19 protein-coding genes and 1 pseudogene are annotated in these 15,017 nt (G+C 51.4%); 9 read left to right on the top strand and 11 right to left on the bottom strand.

Features of this window, described 5'->3' with window-relative positions; all coding sequences use genetic code 11:
• Nucleotides 1-12 precede the first annotated feature (12 nt).
• Both P304_RS0111200 and P304_RS0111195 read right to left on the bottom strand, forming a co-directional pair.
• Nucleotides 13-546 carry a hypothetical protein gene (locus P304_RS0111200; RefSeq protein WP_027390599.1) on the bottom strand — a complete coding sequence of 178 codons (534 nt, stop codon included), beginning with the start codon at nt 544-546 and terminating at the stop codon, nt 13-15.
• Nucleotides 547-653: 107 nt separating this feature from the next.
• Entirely contained in the window at nt 654-1,310 is a 657-nt protein-coding gene (locus P304_RS0111195; protein WP_027390598.1) for a RipA family octameric membrane protein, read from the bottom strand.
• A 66-nt stretch (nt 1,311-1,376) separates the two neighbouring features.
• Between P304_RS0111195 and P304_RS0111190 the strand changes: the two genes are divergently transcribed.
• Complete coding sequence (locus P304_RS0111190) at nt 1,377-1,613, top strand: hypothetical protein (protein WP_027390597.1); 237 nt, start codon at nt 1,377-1,379, stop codon at nt 1,611-1,613.
• Between the two features lie 258 nt (nt 1,614-1,871).
• Here P304_RS0111190 and P304_RS0111185 read toward each other — a convergent pair whose 3' ends face one another.
• From P304_RS0111185 to P304_RS0111170, 4 genes are all read right to left on the bottom strand, one after another.
• Nucleotides 1,872-2,159 (bottom strand): DUF1801 domain-containing protein, encoded by a 288-nt coding sequence (locus P304_RS0111185; protein ID WP_084417690.1) that lies wholly within the window; start codon nt 2,157-2,159, stop codon nt 1,872-1,874.
• Nucleotides 2,160-2,285: 126 nt separating this feature from the next.
• Nucleotides 2,286-3,032: an SAM-dependent methyltransferase gene (locus P304_RS0111180; protein WP_027390595.1), complete on the bottom strand. Its 747-nt coding sequence runs from the start codon at nt 3,030-3,032 to the stop codon at nt 2,286-2,288.
• A 28-nt stretch (nt 3,033-3,060) separates the two neighbouring features.
• Nucleotides 3,061-3,618, bottom strand: coding sequence for a peptide-methionine (S)-S-oxide reductase MsrA (gene msrA / locus P304_RS15365; protein WP_051321635.1), 558 nt, complete (start codon nt 3,616-3,618; stop codon nt 3,061-3,063).
• Nucleotides 3,615-4,073, bottom strand: coding sequence for a hypothetical protein (locus P304_RS0111170; protein ID WP_027390594.1), 459 nt, complete (start codon nt 4,071-4,073; stop codon nt 3,615-3,617). Before P304_RS0111170 ends, msrA begins: the two co-directional genes overlap by 4 nt.
• Nucleotides 4,074-4,415: 342 nt before the next feature.
• On the opposite strand from P304_RS0111170, the gene P304_RS0111165 reads away from it, so the two are divergent.
• The 3 genes from P304_RS0111165 (at nt 4,416) to P304_RS0111155 (ending at nt 6,218) form a co-directional block, all read left to right on the top strand.
• The gene (locus P304_RS0111165) at nt 4,416-4,997 is read left to right on the top strand and encodes a DUF6448 family protein (protein WP_201766965.1); all 582 of its coding nucleotides are present in this window, start codon (nt 4,416-4,418) and stop codon (nt 4,995-4,997) included.
• Between the two features lie 152 nt (nt 4,998-5,149).
• On the top strand, nt 5,150-5,686 hold the full coding sequence (locus P304_RS16345) for an RNA polymerase sigma factor (protein WP_051321634.1): 537 nt from the start codon (nt 5,150-5,152) through the stop codon (nt 5,684-5,686).
• A 1-nt stretch (nt 5,687) separates the two neighbouring features.
• Complete coding sequence (locus P304_RS0111155; protein ID WP_027390592.1) at nt 5,688-6,218, top strand: hypothetical protein; 531 nt, start codon at nt 5,688-5,690, stop codon at nt 6,216-6,218.
• Nucleotides 6,219-6,404: 186 nt separating this feature from the next.
• Here P304_RS0111155 and P304_RS16340 read toward each other — a convergent pair whose 3' ends face one another.
• From P304_RS16340 to panB, 5 genes are all read right to left on the bottom strand, one after another.
• Nucleotides 6,405-7,091, bottom strand: coding sequence for a M48 family metallopeptidase (locus P304_RS16340; protein ID WP_051321633.1), 687 nt, complete (start codon nt 7,089-7,091; stop codon nt 6,405-6,407).
• Nucleotide 7,092: 1 nt separating this feature from the next.
• Complete coding sequence (gene nadA / locus P304_RS0111145; protein WP_027390591.1) at nt 7,093-8,019, bottom strand: quinolinate synthase NadA; 927 nt, start codon at nt 8,017-8,019, stop codon at nt 7,093-7,095.
• A 208-nt stretch (nt 8,020-8,227) separates the two neighbouring features.
• Complete coding sequence (gene panD / locus P304_RS0111140; RefSeq protein WP_027390590.1) at nt 8,228-8,626, bottom strand: aspartate 1-decarboxylase; 399 nt, start codon at nt 8,624-8,626, stop codon at nt 8,228-8,230.
• A 3-nt stretch (nt 8,627-8,629) separates the two neighbouring features.
• The gene (gene panC, locus P304_RS0111135; RefSeq protein WP_027390589.1) at nt 8,630-9,499 is read right to left on the bottom strand and encodes a pantoate--beta-alanine ligase; all 870 of its coding nucleotides are present in this window, start codon (nt 9,497-9,499) and stop codon (nt 8,630-8,632) included.
• 6 nt (nt 9,500-9,505) lie between these two features.
• Complete coding sequence (gene panB, locus P304_RS0111130; protein WP_027390588.1) at nt 9,506-10,327, bottom strand: 3-methyl-2-oxobutanoate hydroxymethyltransferase; 822 nt, start codon at nt 10,325-10,327, stop codon at nt 9,506-9,508.
• A 244-nt stretch (nt 10,328-10,571) separates the two neighbouring features.
• On the opposite strand from panB, the gene P304_RS0111125 reads away from it, so the two are divergent.
• The 5 genes and pseudogenes from P304_RS0111125 to P304_RS15350 all read left to right on the top strand — a co-directional run.
• On the top strand, nt 10,572-11,639 hold the full coding sequence (locus tag P304_RS0111125; RefSeq protein ID WP_027390587.1) for a radical SAM/SPASM domain-containing protein: 1,068 nt from the start codon (nt 10,572-10,574) through the stop codon (nt 11,637-11,639).
• A gap of 24 nt (nt 11,640-11,663) precedes the next feature.
• Nucleotides 11,664-12,683, top strand: a complete 1,020-nt coding sequence (gene hemE, locus P304_RS0111120; RefSeq protein ID WP_027390586.1) for a uroporphyrinogen decarboxylase — start codon at nt 11,664-11,666, stop codon at nt 12,681-12,683.
• A gap of 7 nt (nt 12,684-12,690) precedes the next feature.
• Nucleotides 12,691-14,403 (top strand): proline--tRNA ligase, encoded by a 1,713-nt coding sequence (locus tag P304_RS0111115; protein ID WP_027390585.1) that lies wholly within the window; start codon nt 12,691-12,693, stop codon nt 14,401-14,403.
• A complete protein-coding gene (locus P304_RS0111110; RefSeq protein ID WP_027390584.1) occupies nt 14,403-14,744 on the top strand; it encodes a LapA family protein in 342 nt (113 codons plus the stop codon). The genes P304_RS0111115 and P304_RS0111110 overlap by 1 nt, the downstream gene beginning before the upstream one ends.
• Nucleotides 14,722-15,017: pseudogene (locus P304_RS15350) on the top strand (hypothetical protein); the annotation flags it as partial. The gene P304_RS0111110 and the pseudogene P304_RS15350, both read left to right, overlap by 23 nt.

The following is a 15,017-nucleotide window of genomic DNA, read 5'->3' as shown; positions in this document are numbered from 1 at the left end:
TGTTAAGAGCTCTTACCATACCCTAGTATAGAACTCACCTGTTTCAGGATTTCTTATATATTCAGATCCTGATGGATAATCATTGCCCACAACGTTAAAAATATCTATCACACCTTGTACAGCAATATAGAATATTTTCTTTTGTCGATCCTTATCTGATGTAAAGTAAAATCCTGCAAGCCCACCATATTCATTTTCTTCAGGCATAAATATGTAACTATGTACAATTTGATCACATATGAATTTCAGCTTGCGTTCTTCTTTTCCTACTTTATTAAGATCATAAAGTTCATCGATCCTATGGTTATTTAACAGATCGACTTGCTTTATATTGGGACTCCAGTCTATCTGAACTTTTAAATCCCTAGTAGAATCCGTAATCTTCACAGTATCCATTAGTTTTCTTATAGTATAAAAACCAACAAATATATCCTTTTCGATTTGAACTAATTGAGATTCATCAAGAGATTCTGATCCTGAGTATTCAGATAATCTTAACGCACTCTCTAAAAGAGGTTCTTTCCAGTAGCAAGATTCCCAGATCAAAGTAAAGAACTCCTTATACTCTTAACGTAGAGCTAACCGGCGCTGCGCGGCTTTATCGCGCAGCGTCCAGCGACCGAAGGGAGCGAGGTTGAGCGCCATGTTAGAACTCATTCGTCGATGACCGCAGTGCGTTTCACAGACATTGAATGCTTGTGCCCTTCGACGATGTTTGATCTTGTTCGGAATAGCATCATGGCAACTGCTACCAATGTGATGGTGCCGATGACAGCATGTTTCGCGGAGACACAGGACTTCAAGTCAAACTCGGGCAAAACAGTCACTATCAGCGGAAGCCATACGGCAACAGTGAACAGGCTCACCCATTGATTGATTTGGGAAACAGAGAATGGTGCTGGCCCTTCAATTACTGAGAGGATGCCATTAGCTTTTGGCCTGTGAAGAACGGTCTTATACAGAGGGCCGGTAGTTCCGTCCTCAAGCATGTCAACGTGGTTTTCCCAGTTCTCTTGCCAGTACTTGCTTCCTCTGTTGGTAAGAAACCAAGCAAGAGAGAAGATTAAGCCCACGCAGGCGAGTACGTAGGCATTAAATTCCTTGTCTTTCATGTGCTCGGCAGATAGCACAGCGAAGTACCCTGCGAACGTGGCTGCTATGAGCGTCCAGAAATACGTGGCGCGTTGCCAGTACAGGGTGATTTCAAATTTTCTGATATCGAGAGCGTGCTGAAGTGCGCTATCGGTTTTCTTCGGATCTGGCTTCGTGCCGAGACCGAACGATTCTTTGTATTGCTCTTCCGAAGTCACCGAAGCCTCCTGTGAGTTCTAACAGTACAATAAATGGAATTTTTTCTGCATATCACACCCCTATATATGGAAAATTTTCCGCCTATCCTGATATTAAAGGGCAAAACACAGAAAATCCGCGAACCTATTTTTCCGGCTTGCAAAGATGCTGCATTTTCCGTGTATTCTGATATTACAGATGAAAACACCGAAACCCGCGCCAGCTTTCTTCATCTCTTTTCCCTGCGTTTCCCGCCTGCCACTCAGCATTTATCACACATTGCATACATTCTGTCATTACGTTTTTGGGTCAATAGCTGGTAAACGTCCTTGCAGTGCAATTGCTGTAACTGTTTTTAGACCTACATAAGCGCTCTGACACCTGAGGCGGTAAAAATAGGCACGAACTCCTGCCATTTCGACGAGCGCAGCGAGGAGAAATCCAGATCTCTCACTCTGTTCGAGATGACAGGTGAGAGCGGCAATGCCTTACGGCAACTTTGAAGTGAGCTGCATCCTCCTCGCTGCGCTCGTTCGGAATGACGGTCTTTTGCCTGTGGGAAGTGAAAAATTGTTTACTTATCAGCCGCTAACCGCCTCGTGCGCCAACCTCAGGTATGTGGCAAGTTGCTTGGCTTCGATATCTGCTACTGTCCGCAGTTTGATGTGGCGGCGACCTTTTCCCGCACCTTCCAGGTGCCCTGCGCTGTCATTGATTTTTGCGCCGTGGCTAAACTCTACAGAAACGTGTGCTTTGTAGGCGAAAACGCCGCAAAACTGCACATCTGCGCAAAACAGTATGCCGCCGTACTTGACTTCTTCCTCTGCGGTCGGGAACTGACTTTTGATCAGCGTACGAACGGCCTGCATGATGGAAAATTGCGGTTCACCGAATTGCTGAATCTCTTCCAGCAGGTTTTAAACTGATTTTGCCATGGTTCCCTTTCGTAATGTGGTGTTTCGTTCGCGATGCGTTTTTGCAAAAACCTGCTTCTTTCACCGTGCCATCAGGGCAAATACGCCCCATCCAAGGTATTCGCGCGTGTACGCTACGTGGCGTTGTGGTGCTTCGTTCAGTTGGGTTCGGATCTCTTTGGCAAAGTCATCTTCGGGGTTTGCTTCAAGCCACCGGCGCATGGTAAGCCATTTCGCGGCTTCGTAGCGATCCCAGCCTTCCTGATCGGCCAGAACCATTTCCACAACGTCGTAGCCGAGTTCGCCAAAAGAGGCGACCAGTTCAGGAAGTGAGCAGAGGTTTGCAATCGAATTAGCAAAGCACTTTTTGGCAACTTCTTCTGTCGGCGGCTCTTGGCGCCAGTAGGGTTCACCAATCAGGATGATGCCGTTGGCGCAAAGGCTTTGTGCCAAAAGCTCAATGGTGCCAGCCACGCCGCCGCCAATCCATGTTGCGCCGACACACGCGGCCACGCCGCATTTTTCATCGGCACTATAGCCCGCCGCGTCGCCATGAATGAATGTGACTTTATCGGCAACGCCGAGTTCTGCGGCGCGGTGTTGCGCTTGCTGGCTGAAGAGTTGGCTCATGTCAACTCCAATGCCAGTAATGCCGTAATCGCGCGCCCATGTGCACAACATTTCGCCTGAGCCGCTGCCAAGATCAAGTATGCGAGTTCCCGGTTCAAGGCGCAGCACGGCACCAAGGGTGGCAAGTTTTTCGGGTGTGAAAGGGTTATGGATGCGGTGAGCGCTTTCGGTAATGGTAAATATCCGTGGAATGTCCAAGGTGGAAATCCTCCTTATATTCGTATTTTCATGGCAAAAAGCGTACGCCCGTGCCGCCAAGCCCGCAGTATCCGTTGGGGTTTTTCTGAAGGTAGCGCTGGTGATATTCTTCGGCGGTCATGTAGTTTTTTAGCGGGGCAATTTCGGTGGTGATATCGCCATAACCGGCTTGATGTAAAGCGCGTTGGTACAGTGCCTTTGATTCGTTGATCACGGCGCATTGGTCTGGGTGGGTAAAGTAAAGTGCGCTGCGGTAGTTACTGCCAATGTCGTTGCCCTGCCGGTCGCCCTGCGTTGGGTTGTGATTTTCCCAGAACACTTTGAGCAGATCGAACAGGGAAAGCACGGTGGGATCGAATGTTACCAGCACGACCTCAGCGTGATTTCTGACAGAAGTCTGGCGGTAGTGAAGCGCTTTTTCGTGGGTGAGCACCTGTTCATATCCGTCAGTAGCCACGTAGTCGCCCCCAGCGTAGCCACATTCGGTGTGTCGCACTCCGGCACGCGCGGCCAGCCGCTTTTCTGCGCCCCAAAAGCAGCCCATGCCGCAGACGATGACTTCGTTTATTTGCTGATGTGTGGTCATGGTGTGCTCCTGTCGGAGTCCCAATGTTGGGAGTAAGTCGAGTTCAACTTGATCTCGATAAACCATTTTGGCTGCATTGCATCGAAGTCCGTTCGGATATTGGACGGCAGGTAACTTGCGGAATCCAGCACCACTTCTTGGCCTCCTACTCGCTTGAAAACAACCCAATGCCAGAAATTTTTGCCCTCTTCCTGATGGTGTTTGATAGACAGCAGTGCGAGGTCGGGCAACCCGCTCCATGATTCAAAAGGAACTTCATGGGCTAATGTCTCTACGCCCGCATTGGACAACAACTTCCTGACGTATTGGGTGTCAGACCAAAGGGATTTGTCTTCAGCGTAAATGCCCATCGCATTTGCTATGGTTTTCATTTCCGAGTAAGTCTTTCCCAAAATGTTGGCGACAGATGCGATTCCGCAACCTGTTGCCTCTTCCTGAATGACTGGCTCTCGCATCCTCTTCCCCCTATTTCCTGCACAAGAGCGAAACCCCTCTGCGCTGCTTGGTTGCCAGAACCGTACCCATATCATACCTTGGAATGGCCTGCCAACGGGATTATGTACAAACCATTCGGCAAGTCAGGAGCAGGCTGGGTTGATGGCTCTGCCAGACGCGTGACACAAGATTGATTTTGTATCCGTTTTTCTCAGTTAATTTTTCCCCTCGTGTCACACTTTCCAATTTCCATACGTTATTCACAGTGAAGCGTTTGTCAAAAGTGCTGCGAGTACGCTCTGTGCGGTTGCTCCGCGCACCAATGATGTGAAGCGTTTGATGTATGTAGAGCGGAGTTGAGTATGATGCAATGGATGTCGGTTAAGAAAATGGTATTGGTTGTATTGGTTGCGGCATTGAGTGTTCCACAGATGGCATTTGCCCATTGTGATGCGCTTGATGGGCCGGTGCTGAAGGAAGCGCAGCAGGCTTTGGCGAAAAAAGATGTCAGCTCAATACTCAAGTGGGTACCAGCAGAGGAAGAAGCGGCTATTACCAGCGCTTTTAAGCAAACTGTTGCGGTTCGTGGACTTGGTGAAGAGGCTCGTGATTTGGCTGACCGATCATTCTTTGAAACGCTTGTGCGGATTCATCGTGCTGGTGAAGGCGCCGCGTACACGGGCATTAAACCGTCTGGGCAAATTTCTGGGCCAGTGGCGAAAGCGGATCAAGCCTTGGTTGACGGGGACGTTGATGCTTTTTCAAAAGCCGTTGCCGATCATGTTGCTAAAGAGATGAAGAGCCGATTCGAGCGCGCCCTTGCCAAGCAGAAACAAGCCCATACGAGCGTTGCCGCTGGTCGCGAATATGTTGCGGCGTATGTTGCGTATGTACATTTTGTTGAAGGGATCGTCGGGATTGTTCGTGGCGATCATGCGCACTGACAGGTTGCCTCAATAATCTCTGGCGAAACTTGAGGTACGTTAAGGTTTTTCGCTCGCACGAGAGATACGCTACGTCGGACAAGGGGAAATACATCCTTTGTCCGATTCTTTTCTTTACGGGAGAGTGATTGCAATTCGCAGAAGGAGGTTACGTGCAAAGAAGCGATGAGGAGCTGATGGCGGCCTATACGGATGGTGATATGCAAGCATTCCAAATTCTCTATGCGCGCCATAAAGGACGCATATTCGGATATTTATACGGAAAGCTGGGTGATCGCGATGAGGCGGAAGAGGTGTTTCAGGGCGTGTTTGCCAAATTACATGCGAGAAGGGATAAGTATTGCACCGAAATTCCATTTTTGCCGTGGATGTTCACCATCACAAAGCATGCTATGATCGATCATGTTCGCAAAAATCATACCTATTACCGTCGACACGTTGCCCTTGGTGATGATGGATACGACCTTTTTCCTGATACACAGGCTCAAGTGGAACGTGAAAAAGGGAAGCTGCCCAACATGTCGACACTGAATGCGCTCCAGCGAAAAGTGCTCAATTTGCGGTTTGAACACGATTTTTCTTTTGACGAGATTGCCAATCAACTGCACACGACAGCGGTAAATGCGCGGCAGTTGGCGAGTCGAGCCATTCGCCGTTTGCGCAAGAGCATCACAGAAAGTGGGGTGTAAGATGAGCTTGAAACAACAAAATGACGATATGCAGGCGTTTCTTGCCGCGACTCCTCTGTTGCCACGTGCGGAAGTCGATGCGGCGATTTTGAACCATGTAGAAAAGAACATACGACATGAGCCGAGGAAAATACTTGCGCGATTTTTGCTGATACAAATAGCCAGCGGGGTTGCGACACTTCTGGTATGTCCCCAGTTCGGTATCGGCGTGGAATCGTATGGCGGAGGCGTTTTGCATGCGCTGCACACCTTTGAACTACCATCACTCTACTATCTTTCATGCGGAGTGTTTTTTGTCCTTTTCGGCGCATTGCTGAGTGGTGCCATAGCGGGAGTGCGTGATGTGAAGCGTTTAGGGAGTTACAAGTATCTCTATTTTACTGGGTATAGCGTTTTGGCCTATGGCGCTTTTATGGTATTCGGGGCGGAAACATATTTTGCGGCCTCGTTTTTCTGGCTCCTTGGCGCTTTTGTAGGGCACATGGGTGGGTTTTCCCTTGGACTACGTTTAAGGCATGCTTTTGCTTCGTGAGAGCACTACAAATCCCCAGCGCGAAAGCCTTCTATAGTGATCGCAGATTTGACATAGTCGCTCACTGACAGCTCCAAGCAAAGAAAAACCCACCAAAGTGTGCATCGTTCTCACTGCGCTCGTTCGGCATGGCAAGACTTGCGAATTGTCAGCTCAAATGGAGCTTTTCTGATCTCTCCCTTTAACCTAAAACACCACCCGAAACTGCTTCAAATAACGCTCGGCTTGCTGCCATTGCGGAGCAAATTGTTGCACGAGTTTCCAAAAGCGGGCGCTATGATCCAGGTGGACAAGGTGGGCGAGTTCATGCACCACGACGTAGTCTACTACATGACGTGGCATGGTGATCAGCTTCCAGTTAAAATTGAGATTCCCCTGCGAGGAACAGCTTCCCCAGCGGGTGCGTTGTTCTTTGATTCTGACATGACCAAAGGTCAGCCCCATCTGCGCGGCATAGTGGAGCACGCGTTGATGGAGGTGGTGTTGTGCTTCGCTGTGATACCAGTCCAGGATCAGTGAGCGCAGGTCGCCGCGATATTTCAGTGGGGTGACAACGCAGAGCGTGTCGCCCTGTGCGGCAATGCAGCCGCGCAAGGTGGCGGCTTGCGAGAGATGGATGGTGAGTGTTTGATCAAGGTAGGGGATGGCAGCGCCGAGGGTGTAGTCGATGGTTTGTGATGCGCTGCTGGCGCGCGCCCACGCCGCTTCCAGTTCACTTTGGTAGCGGCGGCAGAAGGCGTCTATTTCGCGATCGGAACAGGATGAAGGAGCACTGATCCGCACCCCTTCGTGGTTGACGGTCGCCCGGATACGGCGCGATTGCGGGCGGCGCACCAGCGTAAGGGGAAAGCTGACGGAAGGTGCGGCGCTCACGCTACTCGTTCCGTGGTGCCGCAATCATTTTTTCGAGTGATTGGATGGCTTTCAGGCGAACCGACTCGGGAACGGTCACGATATTCGACATGGTTTCAAGGCTGTCGATAATGTCATCAAGTGTGGTCAGTTTCATATTGGGGCAGAGCAGTTTGCGCGACGCGAGGAAAAACTCTTTGTCGGGGTTTTCGCGCCGCATGCGGAAGAGGATGCCGCTTTCGGTGCCGATGATAAATTGTTTGGCAGAGTGCTGCTCGACGTAGCTATACATGCCGCTGGTGGAACAGACGTGGTCGGCCAGTGCGGTGACTTCGGGGTCGCATTCGGGGTGCACGACGACGATGGCTTCGGGATGGTCGATTTTGGACTGACGGATGTCGGCGGCGGTCAGGCGGTGGTGGGTCGGGCAGAAGCCGTCAAACCATTTGATATCTTTTTCTGGCACGTGGGCGGCGGCGAATTTGGCGAGGTTTTTGTCCGGCACCATCAGGATTTTGTCGTTTTCAATCCCTTTGACAACGCTCAGAACGTTCCCCGACGTGCAGCAGATATCCGATAGCGCTTTGACGGCGGCGGAACTGTTGACATAGCACACGACAGTGTAGTCGGGGTATTCGTCGCGTAATGCTTGGAGCTTTTCGGGGTTGATCATGTTTGCCATCGGGCATCCGGCTTGGAGTGCTGGGAGAATAACGGTTTTGTGTGGGGCAAGAATGTAGACGCTTTCTGCCATAAAATGGACGCCAGCAAAAACGATGACTTCGGCGTCACTGTTCGCGGCTTCTATCGAAAGTCCAAGGCTGTCGCCTACAATATCCGCAATTTCCTGTATTTCGGCACGTTGATAGTTGTGCGCCAGCAAAATTGCTTTGCGCTCGGCGAGTAATTCGCGAACTCGCTGTTGTTTTTCTTGAACGGTTGTGAGCATGTATATCTCCTTGCAGGCGGACGAAAAAGGCGCACGAAACGGTGGTGCGGTCGCCTGCCGAATGTTGTGAAGTTGGTAAGGTAACGGTGTCCGCTGCCTGAAACGCAGGTGAAAAACCTGAGATTTCTCGCTTCGCTCGAAATGACACTGCCTCCGTAGGCTCAACACTTGTCATCTCGAACGGATGTGAGAGATCTAGGTGTCTCGCTTACAACGCCGCTGCCGTCAATTCCTGTGGCAGCTGCGTCAGCGACCAATTGATACGGTTATGTTCATCGACATGCACCACGCGGGGTGTAAAGGTGCGCGCCATTGCGTCGGGCATACTGGCATAGGAAATGATGATAATCAAGTCGCCAGGCTGCACTAATCGTGCGGCCGCACCATTCATGCAAATAACGCCACTGCCGGGTTCGCCTTCAATAACATAGGTTTCCAGTCGTGCGCCATTGTTTATGTCAACAACGGCCACCTTTTCATATTCGAGCAGATCGGCGGCTTCCATCAGGTCTTTGTCAATGGTAATGCTGCCAACATAGTGAAGATCAGCCTGGGTAATGGTGGCGCGATGAATTTTTGATTTGCAGAGAGTGCGATTGAAGGACATAGCTTACTCCTTGGTTTCGGTGGTAGGGATGGTCAGTGGAGCGTTATCGATGAGACGGGTTGTGTCGACATAGACCGCCAGAATCAGGCGGCACGAGCAGGTTAGGGTTTCAAGTGGTTGGAGCGTGAGTGTGTCGACGCATTCGATGTAGTCGATTCGCATTTCAGGGTCATCGGGAAGTATATCGACGAGTGCTGTGCGCAGTGCGTGCGCGTTTCGCTCGCCTTGGCGTACCAATTCCTGCGCGTGGGCAATCGCCCGTGAAAGATACAGTCCTTTGCGGCGCTGAATGGGGTTCAAGTAGCTGTTGCGCGAACTCATGGCCAGCCCATCACTTTCGCGGACGATTGGGCAGCCGATAATTTCAATCGGCAGAAAGAGATCGGCGGTCATGCGGCGGATAATGGCCAATTGTTGAAAATCTTTTTCGCCGAAATAGGCGCGGCGTGGCATGACTAAGCCAAAGAGTTTAGTCACGATGGTGGTCACACCGCGGAAATGGCCGGGACGACTGGCTCCGCAGAGTACCGTGGTGATGGGTGAATCCACCTCAACCCACGTGGCGCTGCCATCGGGGTACATTTGGTCATTGTCGGGTGCGAAAACAATATCGACTCCGGCGTGGCGCGCGAGTTCCAAGTCGCGCTCGAGGTCACGTGGATAGGTCGATAAATCTTCGTTCGCGCCAAACTGGGTCGGGTTAACAAAAAGGGTCATTATGGTGATGTCGTTTTCGGCAACACTGCGCAGCAAAAGGCTGCGGTGCCCTTCGTGCAGGTACCCCATCGTTGGGACAAGGCCGACTGTTTTCTGGTCGTAGCGCAACGCACTGACTTTTTCGATCAGACGGCGGGTGGTACTAATCAGTTCCATCAAATATCATCCTTGGAACGAATGGGCTAGGGTGGGGAAATCCTGTTGCTTGACTTCGCGCACATAGGCGCCAAAGGCTGCTTCAGCATCCCGTCCGAGCTGGGCATATTGCTTGACAAATTTGGGAGTAAAGCCATCGAACAGGCCGAGTAAGTCGTGCATCACGAGCACTTGACCGTCACAATCGCCACCAGCGCCAATGCCAATGGTTGGAATGGTGAGCGTACGGGTGATTTCGGCGGCCAGCGTTGCCGGAATTCCTTCCAGCACCACGGCGAAGGCGCCGGCTTCTTGGACGGCAAGCGCATCGGCAAGGACGCGGCGACTGGCCATTTCTCCTTTACCCTGCACTTTAAATCCACCAAAAATATGCACTGATTGAGGGGTTAAGCCAACGTGGCCGACAACTGGGATGCCTGCGGTAACGATGCGACTGATGGTTGTCGCCATGCTGGCACCACCTTCGAGTTTGACCGCTTCGGCACGCCCTTCTTGCACGAGTCGTCCAGCATTGCGCAGGGCTTCCTCCGGTGTGACTTGGTAGCTCATAAATGGCATGTCGGTCACGACAAAGGCGCGCCGCGCCGCTCGGGCTACCGCTTGCGTGTGGTAAATCATTTGGTCAAGTGTGACAGAAAGCGTGTTTTCGTGACCCGAAAACACCATACCTACGCTATCGCCCACGAGGAGCATTTCGGCACCCGCCTGGTCGGCAAGGCGCGCAAAGCAGGAATCATACGCCGTCAGCATGGCGATCCGTTCCCCCTCCCGCTTCATTTGTGTGAGCGTGGTAGAGGTGATCTTGCTGATTTCAGCAAACTTACTCATACAACAAACAACCTTTCTGGTCTGACCTGCGTGAGCAGTGCCAGCCATGTGTTCGCAAAAACGGTAAAGAACTCCGCTTGAAATACGGGAAGGGGGTGAGCGTTGTCAATGAGTTTTAAGAAAAAGCACAGAAATTTTAACTTGGGGCAAGCTTTCTCGCATGATATGCTTACGGTTCCTTCAGTCTGGGGTTGTGTGTTTTTGCAACTCCTGCCCGAAACCACTTTAGCAGTAAAGGTTTTTTATGACAGAATTCGTCCCTAAATGGATCGCCTGGGAATCAACGGAGAAGTGCAATCTTGCCTGTGTCCATTGCCGTGCGTCGGCCGATATGGACAAGTGCTTTCACCTCGACACGATTCAAGCGAAAAAACTCGTAGATACGATTGCCTCCTACTGCACCCCGGTGTTTGTACTGAGCGGCGGCGAACCGCTGATGCGCGAGGATATTTTTGAGATTGCCGAATATGCGGATGGTAAAGGGTTCCGTGTCTGCATGGCCACCAACGGGATGCTCGTCAATGATGCCGTTTGCGAAGAGATGAAACGGACGAATATCCGCATGGTTTCTCTCAGCCTTGATGGCTCAACCGCAGAAATTCACGACGACTTCCGGAAAGTCAACGGCTCGTTCGAAGGGGTGGTGCGCGCCACAGAATTTTTCCGCCGTCACGGGATTAAATTCCTGATCAACTCGTCGTTCACTCAACGCAATCAACACGATATTGCCGCAACGTTCCGCATGGCCAAAAGTCTGGGTGCGAGCGCGTGGTACATGTTTATGATTGTGCCGACCGGACGAGGCGAAGATGTAATGGCGGAGCTTATCAAAAAAGAGGATTACGACGAAATTCTGGAATGGCACTACCATCAGGAAAAAGAAGAGAGCGAAATCCTGATGCGTCCAACCTGTGCGCCGCACTACTACCGTCTTGTGCCACAGCTGAACCAAAAGCACGAAGAGAAACTCAAGCGCCGTTCGCTGACGTTTTCCACGGGCGGTGGAAAAGGGTGCATCGCGGCGCAGTCTATTTGCTTTATCGACGCCCGTGGCAATGCCAAGCCGTGCAGCTATCTGCCACTTTCCGCTGGCAATTTAATAGAACAAACCTTTGCCGATGTGTGGGAAAATTCGAAATTATTCCAAGATATGCGCGACTTTAAAGCCTATAAAGGGCGGTGTGGCGCGTGCGAATACGTCAATGTGTGCGGTGGCTGCCGCGCTCGTGCGTATTCCGTGACGGGCGACTATATGGAAGAAGAACCGTTTTGCGATTATATTCCGCTGAGCATGCAAAAGCAAAAGAGCTAAAATAGAAAATACTAAGGAGTTTCAATGACAGTATCGTACGATTTCATCAAGGCTTGCCGTGGCGAAGAAACAACCCGCACTCCCGTGTGGTTCATGCGTCAAGCCGGTCGCTATCTGCCGGAATACCGCGCGGTGCGCAAGAATTATACCTTCCTCGAAATGTGTCAGAAGCCGGAAGTAGCGTGCGAAGTAACGCTGCAACCAATCGACCTGCTTGGTTTTGATGCGGCGATTCTTTTCTCTGACATTCTCGTACCGTTTTCGCCAATGGGTCTTGATATTGACTTTAACCCAGCGCCAGTTATATCGAATCCCGTTCGCACCCGCGCGGCGGTTGAAGCGCTCCGCACCGACGCGGCGCAGGAAACCACGTATGTGTACGATGCCATTAAACTGATTAAAAGCGAACTCGTTAGCCGCAAAGTGCCGCTTATCGGTTTTAGTGGTGCTCCGTTTACCCTTGCGAGCTACGCGGTAGAAGGTGGCGGCTCCAAAAGCTACACCCAACTGAAGCGGATGATGTACGCCGATACGCCGCTATTTAATGAATTGATGCATAAGTTTGTGATCGTCACCGCCGATTACTTGAACCGCCAGATAGCAGCGGGTGCCGATGCTATTCAGATCTTCGATTCTTGGGGCGGCATTCTGAGTAAGCAAGATTACGAAACATTCGTGCTGCCGCATATGAAAGCGCTGATGATGCAAATCAATCGCACGGTTCCGGTGATTTTCTTTATTGGCAACAACGCGCATTTGCTTGAAGCGCAACTCTCTACTGGCGCTGATGTTATGGGACTTGATTGGCGTGTCGATTTCGCTGCCGCGCGCACCCTTATGGGGAACCGCGCGGTTCAGGGCAACCTTGACCCGACGTTCCTGTACGCCAGTCCAGCGCTCCTGAAAGAGCGGATTCTGGAAATCCTCCGCGCCAACGCGGGTCGTCCTGGCCATATCTTCAACCTCGGTCACGGGATTACACCGGAAACGCCAGTGGATAATGTCCGCTTGGCAGTCGAAACCGTTCACGAATTCAGAGGGTAAGTATTGTATGCGCTATTCACAGAGTTTCATCTTTACCGCTCGCGAAGTTCCTGCCGAAGCCGAAGTCATGAGCCATAAGCTGATGCTGCGCGGTGGTTATGTCAAAAAGCTGGCTGCCGGGGTGTACAGTTACCTGCCACTCGCTTGGCGTGTGATCCGCAAGGTAGAAAATATTATTCGCGAAGAGATGAACCGTGCTGGCGCAGAAGAGCTGCTGATGCCGGCGGTGCTTCCGGCTGAGTTGTGGCAGGAAACCGGTAGATGGCAGAAATATGGGCCGGAGCTGCTCCGTTTTCAGGATCGTCACAAGCGCGATTTCTGCATTGGGCCGACACATGAGGAGATCATCACCGATATTGTCCGCTCTGAAGTCCGTTCGTATCGCCATTTGCCGAAAAATCTCTACCAAATTCAAACAAAATTTCGTGATGAAATCCGCCCCCGTTTTGGCTTGATGCGCGGACGCGAGTTCATTATGAAAGATGCCTACAGTTTTGACGTTGACGATGCTGGCGCAAATGCCAACTATCAGGCGATGTACAAAGCGTATCAACAGATATTCAAGCGGTGCGGCTTGCAGTTTAAAGCCGTTGAAGCTGACAGCGGCCAGATTGGTGGCAACTATTCGCACGAATTTATGGTGCTGGCGCAATCGGGTGAAGACGCGATTGCGAGCTGCACGACCTGCGAGTATGCCGCCAATGTGGAAAAAGCCGAAATAGGCAATCGCTATACAGCTCCAGCCGTACAAGCGCGTGCTCATGAGCGGATTCATACCCCCAATGTTCGCACGATGGAAGAGCTTGCTGCCTTCTTGAGTGTTCCCGCCAGTGCACTGCTGAAAAGCGTGGTGTTTATGGACGAAGAGGGGAAGGTCGTGCTGGCGTGCATCCGTGGTGATCGTGAAATCAATCAGATCAAACTGGAAAAGGTTGCGGGCAAAACACTCCATCCGGCGGACGCGGCGGCATTGCAGCAGGCAGGACTGGTAGCCGGTAGCATTGCGCCGCTTGATCTTCCCGCATCAGTAACGCTTTACATGGATAGCAGTGTGCAAAGTCTGGGTGAAATTATTACCGGCGGGAACGAAGCGGACTGGCACCTGCGGGGCATTTCCCTTGGCGAATTGCCTACTGTGCCGTTTATTGATATTTCCGTCGCGCAGGCCGGAGACACCTGCCCGCGCTGCCAAGGGACAATGGAAGTAGTACGCGGTATCGAAGTCGGCCATGTCTTTAAGCTTGGCACGGTCTATTCGGAAAAACTCAAAGCCACGTATCTTGATCAAAACGGCAAAGCGCAACTGATCATTATGGGATGTTACGGCATCGGTGTCGGGCGGACGGCAGCGGCCGCGATTGAGCAGAATCACGATGAAAACGGGATCATCTGGCCGATGGCGATTGCGCCGTATCAACTTGTCATCTGTTCCGTGAATCCGAAAAAAGATGAAGCGGTGCGTGAGGTGTGTGACCAGTTATACGCGGAACTCGGCGTGCGCTACGATGTGCTCTACGACGACCGCGACGAACGTCCTGGGGTGAAATTCAAAGATAGCGAGTTGATCGGTATTCCGCTGCGCGTGACCATGAGCAAAAATACCCTCGAAGAACAGAGTGCTGAAATCGTTGTCCGCCGGACGGGGGAAAAAATCCTCTGCCCACTTGCCGAAGTTCCCGAAACCATTGCGCGGTTGATCGCCGCTGGCATGGAGGTGTAATGGACACATTCAAGAATATTCTCCGCTTTGCCGTTCTGATCGCCCTGATTTACTTTGCCTATTTTAACCGGGGCGAAGTGGTTATCCACTATTTCCCAGGCTTGGAACAGCAGATGCCGCTTTTGCTGGTGGTGGTATTCTCGATCTTGATTGGGGGTATTGTTGTCTACTTGACAATGTTACTCGATAAATTTCGCCTGAAAAGCGAAATCAAAAAACAGGCGAAGCAGATTAAAAAACTCGAAGACGAGAACCAAAAGCTGAAGGAAGTGACGGTGGAACAACTCCCCGTAACGATTCCGAAGGAGCACCTCCCGCATGCTGAATCTATTCAGGGGTAAGACGGTAACGCGCGAGCGGCACCGCAAAGACTACGTTTTTGAAGGGATCCGCAAAGCGCTGTCGATGGACAGCGAGGATAAGTACGCCTATCTCGCGCTCGGGCAACTGCTGCGCGAACGGGGTGAGCTGGAGCAGGCCATCAAAATACACAAAACTTTGCAAATCGGGACGGATCGCGATGTGTTTGCCCGCTCACTGCTGGAACTGGCGCGTGATTACAAGGCGGCTGGTTTGTATGATCGTGCCAAAGAATCACTGCAGGAATACCTTGG

The sequence above is a fragment of the Chrysiogenes arsenatis DSM 11915 genome (genome assembly GCF_000469585.1).
GTDB lineage: Bacteria > Chrysiogenota > Chrysiogenetes > Chrysiogenales > Chrysiogenaceae > Chrysiogenes > Chrysiogenes arsenatis.
The sequence above is the reverse complement of the archived record's forward strand: the minus strand, read 5'-3'. Positions and strand labels throughout refer to the sequence as shown.